This is a genomic window from Corallococcus sp. CA053C, from assembly GCF_003611675.1.
Taxonomy (GTDB): Bacteria; Myxococcota; Myxococcia; order Myxococcales; family Myxococcaceae; genus Corallococcus.
This window is the reverse complement of sequence record NZ_RAWA01000060.1, coordinates 22,583-32,736: the sequence shown is the minus strand read 5'-3', so window position 1 is coordinate 32,736 and position 10,154 is coordinate 22,583. Positions and strand designations below refer to the sequence as shown.

Genomic DNA, 10,154 nt, shown 5'->3' with positions numbered 1-10,154 from the left:
GGGCGGGAGGCGCCGGGGGCGGATCCTTCAGCACCACGGCGGTGGCCACGAGCGCGAGCAACCCGCCCAGGCCCAGCCAGCGCGTGAGCGCGCCCGTGTGGTCCGTCAGCCCGCTCATGGCACGGCGCAGGCGTTGTTGGCGTAGTGGAAGTAGCCGGCGCCCTTGGCGATCGACTCCGTGTAGATGGACTCGGGGGCGTTCGACATGGCGGCGCCCTGGAAGAAGTCCCCGCGGCAGTTGTACGAACGCATCGACCAGTTGTCGCCGTAGCCGCTCTGGTTGTTCAAGCCGCGCTTCACGTTGATGGCGCTGGGCTCGCAGCTGCCGAAGCAGAAGCTCGTGTCGTTGCGCCAGTAGGCGGCCTGGAGCGCGTCGCCGGGCACCGTGCGCGTGGGCCGCCCCGCCGCCGCGAAGTAGCCCGCGGCCTTCGGGTCGCGGATGAGCACGGATTGGCGGATGTAGTCAGTGGAGAAGGGGAAATCGAGCCCCAGCACGGACAGCACGCTGCCGATGGCATCCAGGGCCCCACCGCCGCTGCTCGTCACGCCCGCGTAGACGATGCGGCTCACGCGGTCGTGCGTCAGCTCTTCCACCCGGGGGTAGGTCTGCGAGGGGTTCTCCCCATTGCCCCAGGCCCGCCACGTGTCGTGGTAGAGGTAGAAGCTCTCCTTGAACACCAGGTCCAGCTGGTTGCCTTCGAAGCCCGTTGTGTAGAGGGCCACTTCCTGCGGGATGATGCGATTCACCATGCGGACCTGCACCTCCGCCTGGACCGCGCCCACGCTGGGGTCGAATCCCATGTCCTCGGCAAGCTGCGCCGGCGTGCTGCCCAGCGCGGACAGGGCCGGGCCCGCCAGCGCCCCGACGCCGGCCTTCGAACCCATGTCCGCCATCTCGACGCTCTCGAGCGGCGCGTCGGCGTTCTCCGCCTTCACCTGGAAGGTGAGCTCGTTCTGGTAGGTGCTGCCCAGGGTGCCCGTCTTCGTGGAGCCATCCAGGTCCTGGTAGCGCATCCGGGCCTCCGCGACGATGGCGTTGAGGTCCGTGCGCACCGTGCGCTCGAAGGCGATGAAGCGCGCCATCTCCGCGAGCTTGAGGCGCGCGCGCTGCGCCTCCCAGAAGTAGTTCGCCCAGAGCACCAGCACCACGAAGAGGGGCGCCAGGAGCGCCAGCTCCACCGTCGCCGAACCCCGCGCGCTGCCCCGCCGTCCCGTTTGGGTTCTCATGGCGCCCGTCAGTAGTTGATGCCGTTGAGCAGCCATTCGCTGTCCTCCCAGGCAGGCACCAGCCACTTGAGGTGATCCGCGTCCCAGTGGGTCTTGACGGGCGCCAGGCGCGCGGTCCAGAGCGGGTTGAAGAAGTTGGGCTCTTCCTTCCAGGTATTGGGCCGGTGGTAGATGGCCCGGCCCACCGCCATGGCCATCATGCCGCCCGTGCGCTCGCGGAAGTCCGCCGCGTAGGCGTCCTTCTTGCCGCCTACGTACTTCCAGGTCATGTCCAGGTACGACTCCTGGATGCCCTGCTCCGTGTTCTCCGCGGTGTTGAACTCCTCTTCGCCCGCGCCCTCCATGAAGGCGTTGTCGCGCAGGTTCGCCAGCTCGAAGGGGAGCTCGGAGGGCTTGCCTCCTTCTCGGTCGGCGCCCATGTCCTTGCCCAGGACGACGAGGTTGCACGGGTAGCCGAAGTGGTTCTGCCGCGGGTTGATGAAGCTCGTGTCCGCCGTGAGGAAGGGCGTGATGCCCGTCCACGTGTGGTGGTTGTTCGACTTGTTGGAGCCGACCTCCTGGTGGAAGCCGCCCCGCGCGTCCGCCGCGGCCCGGAAGCGCAGCTGGAAGACATTCTTCCAGCCGAAGATGCCGCAGAGCGGGCGCACGTCGATGCGGATGTCGTCCGCGGCGTAGAGCTGGTCCTTGCGGTTGTTCTCGAAGCCCTCGTCGAAGCTCTTGATCTGGCTGTCGGCCGTCTTGCGGATGCGCAGCTCGCCAATGACGACGCAGAGCTGGAAGCTCCAGCGCCGCCCGATGAGGAACGGACCCTCTCCCTCGGCCGTCCACCTGCGCCGCACGCCATTGGCCAGGCTGCCCATCAGCAGGCGGTACTTGGCCATGTCCGGATCCGACAGCTTGTTGTTCGACACCAGCTTCGCCCGCTTGAGCATGCCCGTGGGGTCCACCCCCATGGTGGGGACGCTGCTCAAGGGCCCGTCATCCAGGATGTGGAGGAAGTTCTTGGCGTTGGAGTAGTTGACGTTGGTGGGGGTGCTGAACACCGAGGTGATGGGCCCCTTGTTGAACTCCTGCTTCGAGTTCATGTCCTCGGTGACGAACGCCTTGGGGTCCGTCGTGCCGATGACGTCCCCATGCCCGTCGCTGGTGTAGAGGTCATACATGGTGCCCGTGAGCATGGCCTCCTGGGCCAGCCACAGGGCGATGTTGAGCCCTGTCAGGATGGGGATGAGCAGTCGTGAGACGGTCTCCACCGCCACCTTCCAGGCCTTGATGGCCTGTTCAACGGCGGCGAAGACGGTGCCGATGCCGGGGATGAGCTTCAGGTACTTGGCCGCGGTCCCGATGGTCTTGTCCAGGTACACCGCGTGGCTCACGTACGACATCACCGTGAGCATGGCGGAGTAGTGCACGATCATCGCGCGGTTGGTGTACGCGAGGAAGTTGTAGGCGCGCGCCTCCTTCACCGCCAGCGAGTACGCCTGCGCGTCCGCGGCGTCCTGCAGCTTGATCTTCTGGTACACGCCGTGGCCGATGCCCACCGACGTCATCACGGTGACGGCCAGCACGAGCATGACCACCACCCCGAGCACCATGGCCTGCCCGCGCTCGTCGCGCCGCAGCCTCCGGAGAATCCGAAACATCAGGGTTCCTTCCGCCAGCGTCGGGGGACGCTAGCCGTCCACGGCGCAGGAGTTCGGGCCGTAGGTTCCACTGTTGAGGAGGTTGGACTGCATGCGCATCGAATAGGTCGCGATGACGGGGATGACGAAGGTCTGCATGCCCGCCAGCGTGCTGACCTTCTTGTGGTCCGCGCTGCGGCTTGCGCCCTTGGTCTCCAGGTACTGCGTGGGGCTGCCCCCGCCCACGCGCTGGGTCGTGAAGTTCGGGCCGCCGCGGATGTCCTTCAGGAACTCGCGCCCCATGTAGAAGGCGTGGAGCTGCCAGTTCGCGAACGGGATGCGCATCTCGTAGAAGTAGGTCACGCGCACCGTGAGCAGGTTGGCGTCGATGACCTGCGCGTTCCGGATGTCGTCGTAGTCCAGCTCCAGTCCCTTCATGTGCGAGCCGTAGGACGCGAAGAGCCCGGGCAGCTGGCTCTTCCTGGGGTTGAGCACCTCCACGCGCACGCGCTCCAGGTCCACGCCCTGGTCCTTGAACGTCTGGTTCGCCTGGGCCGAGGACTTGTCCGTGTACGCGTCATTGACCAGCGCCACGTTGATGAGCGTGTCCACGCGCCCCCCGGGCTTCGCCACGCCCGTCATCGGGACCCGGGGCGGCCCCAGGGTGGGCAGCACCGCCACGTAGGCGGCCTTCTTCATGATCTCGCAGTCGCCGTGGTTGACGATGCCCGCGCGCGCGGACCGGTACGCCGCGTACTCCGTCATCAGCCGTGCGTGGTGCAGCGTCCCCAACTGGAGGATGCCGAGGATGAGGAAGACCATCACCGGGAAGACCAGCGCGGACTCGACCAACGCCTGACCCGACTCGCCGGGATGGGGTGAAGCGGACCATTTCATGGGAAGTCGAATCTTCACACGGTGTGTCAGGGGGATGCCAGCAAGCGGCCACTTGACGGACCCCCTGCTCACGCGCGCGAACGTGGATTTCCCGCCTACCGGGTGCGTCGGGTCGCTCGCGCGGGCTTTGAGCCGTGCACGGAGCTGGTGACGAGGGTCTGCGCGAGCACTTCCGCGGGCGTGCCCTGGAAGCCGGAGCAGGTGAGCTTCAGGCTCACGATGCCGTGCAGCCCCGCCCAGAACACCTCCGCGAGTCGCACGGGCGTCGTGTCCTCCAGGGCCTGGCCCGCGGCCTTGAGGGCCTCGAACGCGCGCACCAGGACGGCGAAGGACTTCGGCCCCGCGCCCTCGTCCTGGTCCTGGAACAGGTCCGCGGACAGCTTGGGGTCCTCCATGAAGACGAGCCGGTAGGTCTCCGGCTGCTTCAGGCCGAACGCCACGTAGGCGGCCGCCAGGCGTGACAGGCGCTCCACCGGCTCCTCGCAGGCAGCGGCGGGCTCCAGCACCGCGAGCAGCTCCTGGAAGCCGCGCACGCACAGCTCGCGCGCGATGGCGTCCCGGTTCTCGAAGTGCAGGTAGAGCGTCGCGGGCGCGTACTCCACCGCGTCCGCCAGCTTGCGCATGGACAGGGCCCCGAAGCCCTCCTTCATCACGATGTCGCGCGCCACCTGGAGGATCTGCTCGCGCAGCTCCGCCCGCTGACGTTCCTTCCGCTCCGCGCTGCCCATGTCCCAACGATAGGGCTTGACGTGAAGTACAGCCAGCAATAAATGAACGGTGTTCACAGAACGGTGTTCAGAAAACAGGTCACCGTTCATCCGCAGGGAGTTCGACATGGAGACGGTGGCGTTGTTCGGCGCCTCGGGCGTCATTGGGCAGGGTGTGGCGCGGACGCTCCAGGCCCAGGGGCGGGGGTACCGGGTGGTCGGCCGCTCGATGAAGGGCCTGCAACAGCAGTACGGGGCGGATCCGCGCGCGGAGCTGGTGACGTGGAACCCGGACGACGTGGCGTCCATCCGCGCGGCGGCGCGGGGCGTGAAGACGATCATCTACATGGTGGGGGTGGACTACTGGAAGTTCCACCTGCACCCGCTGCTGATGCGGCGCACGCTCGACGCGGCCATCGCGGAGGGGGTGGAGCGGGTGGTGCTCATCGGCACGGTGTATCCGTACGGCATGCCGCGCACCGAACGGGTGACGGAGGCGCATCCTCGCGAGCCGCACACGTACAAGGGCCGCATGCGCAAGGAGCAGGAGGACCTGCTGCTCGCGGCCGACGCGGCGGGCTCCATCCGGGGCACCATCCTCCGGCTGCCGGACTTCTACGGCCCGGGTACGGAGCGCAGCTTCCTCTACCAGGCGTTCGTGGCCGCCCTCGAGGGCAGGCGCGCCCCGATGATTGGCCCGCTCGACAAGCCTCACGAGTTCGTCTTCGTGAACGACGTGGGCCCCATCGTCACCGCGCTGATGGATGAGCCGCGCGCGTACGGACGCTTCTGGAACCTGGCGGGCGCGGGCGTCACCTCGCAGCGCGAGATGGTGAAGGAGATCTACGCGCAGGTGGGCCGCCCCGCGAAGACGATGGCGATGGGGAAGGGGATGGTGCGGCTGGCGGGGTTGTTCCAGCCCTTCATGCGGGAGCTGGTGGAGATGTACTACCTGCTCACGAACCCCGTGCTGATGGACGACTCCGCGCTGCGCGGGCTCCTGGGCACCGTGCACAAGACGCCCTACGCCGAGGGCATCCGCCAGACGCTCGCGGCCCTGCGCGAGGCGAAGCAGGCCCCCGCGCACCCGGTGGTGGCTACCGCGGCGTCATGAGCGCGGGTGTCGGGGGCCGCGCGGTGCTCAGGCCCCGTTCCCGCTGGCGGGCGTTCTCCAGCCGCTGCCGGTGGCCCGCGAGCAGGTCGCTGCGGGTGAGGATGCCCACGAGTCGCGGAGGCTCGGCGCGGGAGAGGACGGGCAGGCGGCCCACGCCCTCGTCCACCATCAGGTCCGCCGCCTCGCGCAGGGAGCTGTCGTCGAAGACCACCGCGGGCGGGCGCTTCACCAGGTCCTTCATCCGCCGGCCGGTGGTCTCCTTCCCGTCCAGCAGATCCCTTCGCGTCACGACGCCCAGCAGCGCGCCGTCGGAAGAGACGACGGGGAAGCCCTGATGGTGGGCGCCCGCGGTGTCCGTCGCGAGCCACGCGCGCACGGCCTCCAGCGGTTGCTCCGCCTGCAACGTCACCACGGGCTTGAGGCCGTGGTCGCGCACGAGCGCCTGGCCCAGGGCATCCGCGCCCAGCTCCGTGGGGATGCGGCCTCCGCGCCGCGCCAGCTTCTCCGTCATGATGGAGTTGCGCATCAGCAGCGCGGACACCAGGTAGGACGTCGAACAGCCGGCGAGCAGCGGCAGCAGGCCCATGGGCTGGCGCGTGGTCTCGAAGGCGAACACCACCGACGTCAGCAGGGCGCGCGAGGCGCCCGCGAAGAGCGCGGCCATGCCCACCAGCGCCGCCACGCGGATATCGATGCCCAGCTGGGGGAACAGCTGCGCGGCGAGCATCCCCAGCCCGGAGCCCAGCCCACCGCCGAGCGTGAAGAGTGGCGCCAGCGTGCCGCCTGACGTCCCGCTCCCCAGCGCGACGGACCAGGAGAGGAACTTGAACGCGCAGAACACGAGCATGGCCGTGCCCACGAAGCGGCCCGACAGGATGTCCTCGATGTTGGTGTAGCCCACGCCCAGCGTCCGCGGGGACAGCCAGCCCACCACGCCCACGACGATGCCTCCCAGCGCGGGCCACCACATCCAGTGCAGGGGCAGCTTCTCGAACGCGTCCTCCAGCCAGTACACCGCCCGCGTGCACACCACGGACGCCATCCCCACCGCGATGCCCAGCGCGCCATAGAAGGCGAGTGCCCCGCCGGAAGGCGTCGTGAGGTCCGGGATGGCGAAGGCCGGCGCGCCTCCCATGAAGGCGATGCGCACGCCGGTGGCGGTGGCGGTGGCCAGGGCCACCGGGATGACGGAGCGGGGCTTGAACTCGAAGAGCAGCAGCTCCACCGCGAGCAGGACCGCGGACACCGGCGCGCCGAACGTGGCGGCCATGCCGGCGGCGGCGCCCGCGGCGAGCAGGGCCTTGCGCTCGTCGGCCGTCACATGGAGCCCCTGGCCCAGCAGCGACCCCAGCGCGCCACCCGTGGCGATGATGGGACCCTCCGCGCCGAACGGGCCACCGGTTCCGATGGCGATCGCCGCCGACAGCGGCTTGAGCAGGGTCATCCGGGGCGGGATGCGGCTCTTGTTGAAGAGCACCTGCTCCATGGCCTCCGGGATGCCGTGGCCCCGGATGGCCCGTGAGCCGTAGCGCGCCATCAGCCCCACGACGATGGCACCCAGCACGGGGACGACGATGACCCACGGCCCCAGGGTGTTGTCCCCGGGCGACACCGGCTGCACGGACAGGCGGCCGAAGAACGCGAGGTTCGTGAAGAAGTGGATGAGGGCTCCCAACCCCTGCGCGACGAGGGCCGCCACGACCGCGAGCACCACCGCCAGGGCGCTGATGAACACCGCGCGGCGGTCCACCGACTCGTGGAAGGAGGGGGCGCGCAGGCTGGCGAGCGCCGGTCCCATGGAGGGCGCCACGGGGAGCTGCCCCCGGGTCTCCGGTCCTTCGCCAATGGCTTCCTCGATGCGCTCTACGTCAGGCTTCTTCATGTGCTTGCTCCTGCGATTTCCGTTTCCCGCGCTTGCGGGGGGGCTCGTCCTCGAAGAAGAGCGGGGGCACATCCCCTTCGAGCCCCAGCTCCCGCACCCACGCCTCCAACCCCTGGACGAGTCCGGCGCGCACGGTGGGTTCCAGCTTGCGCAGCCCGGAGATGAGCCGGGCCTGCGCCATGGGCGGCGCCTTGCGCACCACGGCGCGGCCCGCGGGCTCCAGCGCCACCTCCACCCGGCGGCCGTCCTCGGAGGAGCGGCTGCGGCTCACCAACCCCTGCTCGATGAGCTTCGCGACGACGCCGGACACGCTGCTCTGGTGCGTGAGCGTGCGCTCCGCGAGGTCGTTGATGGAGGAGGGGCCGGCCTCCGCCAGCTCCTGGAGGATGAAGAGCTGGGCGCCGCTGATGCCCACCAGCCGTTCGGACGCGCGCGCGGAGACCCGCAGCAGGCGCACCAGCCGGCGCACCCCGTCCATGGCCGCGCGCACCTCGCCGGGGACGCCGGACGGAGGCGCGGGGGAATTTGAATGGGAGCCCATATATTTCCCCAAGCTACGGGGGAGGGGTGCCGGGCACAAGGAAAAGTGCGGGGCCCGTCTGGTCGCCTGGCGGTGCGGGCGTTACGGTCCGGCCCATCCTGGTGGGAGGGGCGACATGCGGATCGTGGTCATCGGGGCATCGCAGGGAACGGGCGCACTCGCGGTACGGACCGCGTTGGACCGGGGGCACGCCGTGACGGCCTTCGCTCGCAGTCCGCAGAAGCTGGTGCTGGAGCACCCGCAGCTCACGCGGCTGAAGGGGGACTTCCACCAGCGCGCGTCGGTGGAGGAGGCGGTGCGGGGGCAGGACGCGGTGATCATCACCGCCTCCGCCACGCAGCTGAAGGCGTTCAAGGAGAACCCGAACTACTTCAGCCAGGGCACCGGCTTCGTCATCGACACGATGAAGGCCCACGGGGTCCGCAAGCTGTCGGTGTTGAGCGCGTTGGGGACCGGCGACAGCAAGGCCACGGCGCCCTTCCTGGTCAGGACGCTGGTCATCTCGTTCATCCTCAAGCTGCCCTTCGAGGACCACGACCGGCAGGAGCGACTCGTGCGCGACAGCGGGCTCGACTGGGTCATCGCGCGGCCGGGACGGCTCACCAACGGACCCGCGCGCAGGCAGTACGTGAAGAAGACGCAGGGGGAGACGGTGCCCTCCTCCATCTCCCGGGCGGACGTGGCCGACTTCCTGGTGGAAGCGGTGGAGGTCAACACCTGGGTGAAGCACACGGTCCACCTGGGCGGCTGACCGTCATGGCCAGGCGCGAGGCCCGGGCGTGGAGCCCGGGCCCCGCGTGAGGCGCGCGGCTCAGCTCTCCGCGCTGGAGTCCGGATGCTCCTCGCTGCACACCTGCGAGGCGTCCTCCGCCTGGCGGGCCTCGTCCGTGCTCACCGAGGCGGAGGGGTCATTGGGCAGGGCAAGGCTCAAGCACCCCCAAAAGATCGGATTTTCATTGCACGTGGTCTGGCGGAGCTGAACGGCACACACGGTGGAGCAGGGGGCATCAAAACAAATGTCTTCGCACTGCGGCGGCCGGGCAAAGGCAGCCGTGGGCGCGAGGGACAGGACCGCAGAGACCGCCATCAGGGACTTCATCAGCTTGCGCATGCGCACTCCGTCTGGGATGGACTGCGCGGCCAGTGTGGACCTGGTGGAATGTCTGGTAAATGAGTCAATCCTGACAGGCTTCAGTCTGGACTTTCATTGCGGAACTTTCCGACGCGGCGGTGCAACGCTTTGCGTTGGAGTGGTTGCCTCCGGGCGCATGGGAGGGGCCGGCAGTCCAGGCTGGGTGAGCAGCCAATCCACGAAGGCGCGCGCGGCGGGGCGCGGCCTGCGGTGGGACGGGTACACCACGAAGTAGCTGGCGCGCGTGGGCATGGTCGGGCCGGGCAGCCGGACGAGCCGTCCATCCGCGAGGTAGGGCGCGGAGATGCGTTCGCGGGCGAGCGCCGCGCCCAGGCCCTGCACCGAGGCCATCAGCGCGCCGGTGGAGTCGCTGAAGTAGTAGCGCTGGTCGAACGTCGCCCCGCGCACGCCCGCGGCCCGGAACCAGTCCTGCCAGCCCTGGCGCGACAGGTCGCCAATCAGCGGCAGCTTCGGGATGTCCGCCGCCTCGTGGACCCGGTCGAAGCCTGTCAGGTGCGCCGAGGCCACGGGGAACAGGGCGTCGTCCATCAACGGGTGCGCGCTCAAGCCCTGCCAGGGGGGCTGGCCGTAGCGGATGCCGACGTCGGGTCCTCCCTCGTCGAAGCGCGTGAGCGCTGGCTCCGTGTCCACGTGGAGGCGGACATGCGGGTGCGCGGCGGTGAACCGGGGCAGGCGCGGCATCAGCCACGCGTACGCCAGCGAGTGCACGGTGGTGATGCGCACGACGTCGTCCTCGTCGCGCGCGCGTCGCAACCCTCCGAGCACGCTGTCCATGTCGGAGAGCGCGCTGCTGGCGGCGTCCGCGAGCTGGCGCCCCTCGGCCGTCAGCGTCACGCCCCGGGCATGCCGTTGGAAGAGCACGACGCCCAGCCGTGCCTCCAGCTTGCGGACGTGGTGGCTGACCGCGCTGGCGGTCAGGTGCAGCTCCTCCGCCGCATGGGCGAAGTTCTGGTGGCGGGCGGCGGACTCGAAGGCCGCCAGGGCGGGAAGCAGATCCGTGCGCAGGGTCAT

The 10,154-nt window shown here is 69.4% G+C and carries 10 protein-coding genes; 2 read left to right on the top strand and 8 right to left on the bottom strand.

The annotated features are described in order from the left end of the window. Nucleotides 1–114 precede the first annotated feature (114 nt). The 4 genes from D7V97_RS11190 to D7V97_RS11175 all read right to left on the bottom strand — a co-directional run bounded on the left by D7V97_RS11190 (nt 115) and on the right by D7V97_RS11175 (nt 4,474). Nucleotides 115–1,227: a TadE family protein gene (locus D7V97_RS11190; RefSeq protein WP_233582658.1), complete on the bottom strand. Its 1,113-nt coding sequence runs from the start codon at nt 1,225–1,227 to the stop codon at nt 115–117. An 8-nt stretch (nt 1,228–1,235) separates the two neighbouring features. Then, nucleotides 1,236–2,870: a pilus assembly protein gene (locus tag D7V97_RS11185; RefSeq protein WP_120610603.1), complete on the bottom strand. Its 1,635-nt coding sequence runs from the start codon at nt 2,868–2,870 to the stop codon at nt 1,236–1,238. Nucleotides 2,871–2,900: 30 nt separating this feature from the next. After that, the gene (locus D7V97_RS11180; RefSeq protein ID WP_120610602.1) at nt 2,901–3,746 is read right to left on the bottom strand and encodes a TadE/TadG family type IV pilus assembly protein; all 846 of its coding nucleotides are present in this window, start codon (nt 3,744–3,746) and stop codon (nt 2,901–2,903) included. 95 nt (nt 3,747–3,841) lie between these two features. Continuing rightward, entirely contained in the window at nt 3,842–4,474 is a 633-nt protein-coding gene (locus D7V97_RS11175; RefSeq protein ID WP_199728772.1) for a TetR/AcrR family transcriptional regulator, read from the bottom strand. 106 nt (nt 4,475–4,580) lie between these two features. Between D7V97_RS11175 and D7V97_RS11170 the strand changes: the two genes are divergently transcribed. Next, a complete protein-coding gene (locus D7V97_RS11170) occupies nt 4,581–5,567 on the top strand; it encodes an NAD-dependent epimerase/dehydratase family protein (protein ID WP_120610600.1) in 987 nt (328 codons plus the stop codon). On the opposite strand, the gene D7V97_RS11165 is transcribed toward D7V97_RS11170, so the two are convergent. Together D7V97_RS11165 and D7V97_RS11160 are read right to left on the bottom strand one after the other, a co-directional pair. Then, complete coding sequence (locus D7V97_RS11165) at nt 5,551–7,449, bottom strand: chloride channel protein (protein ID WP_120610599.1); 1,899 nt, start codon at nt 7,447–7,449, stop codon at nt 5,551–5,553. The two genes, D7V97_RS11170 and D7V97_RS11165, sit on opposite strands and share 17 nt — an antisense overlap. Further along, entirely contained in the window at nt 7,436–7,990 is a 555-nt protein-coding gene (locus D7V97_RS11160) for a MarR family winged helix-turn-helix transcriptional regulator (protein WP_233582657.1), read from the bottom strand. Before D7V97_RS11160 ends, D7V97_RS11165 begins: the two co-directional genes overlap by 14 nt. Nucleotides 7,991–8,105: 115 nt before the next feature. On the opposite strand from D7V97_RS11160, the gene D7V97_RS11155 reads away from it, so the two are divergent. Further along, the gene (locus tag D7V97_RS11155) at nt 8,106–8,741 is read left to right on the top strand and encodes an NAD(P)-dependent oxidoreductase (protein ID WP_158623335.1); all 636 of its coding nucleotides are present in this window, start codon (nt 8,106–8,108) and stop codon (nt 8,739–8,741) included. A 60-nt stretch (nt 8,742–8,801) separates the two neighbouring features. Here the strand turns inward: D7V97_RS11155 and D7V97_RS11150 are convergent, their stop codons facing one another. Together D7V97_RS11150 and D7V97_RS11145 are read right to left on the bottom strand one after the other, a co-directional pair. Next, on the bottom strand, nt 8,802–9,101 hold the full coding sequence (locus tag D7V97_RS11150) for a hypothetical protein (RefSeq protein WP_120610596.1): 300 nt from the start codon (nt 9,099–9,101) through the stop codon (nt 8,802–8,804). Between the two features lie 93 nt (nt 9,102–9,194). After that, nucleotides 9,195–10,154 carry a LysR substrate-binding domain-containing protein gene (locus tag D7V97_RS11145; RefSeq protein ID WP_120610595.1) on the bottom strand — a complete coding sequence of 320 codons (960 nt, stop codon included), beginning with the start codon at nt 10,152–10,154 and terminating at the stop codon, nt 9,195–9,197.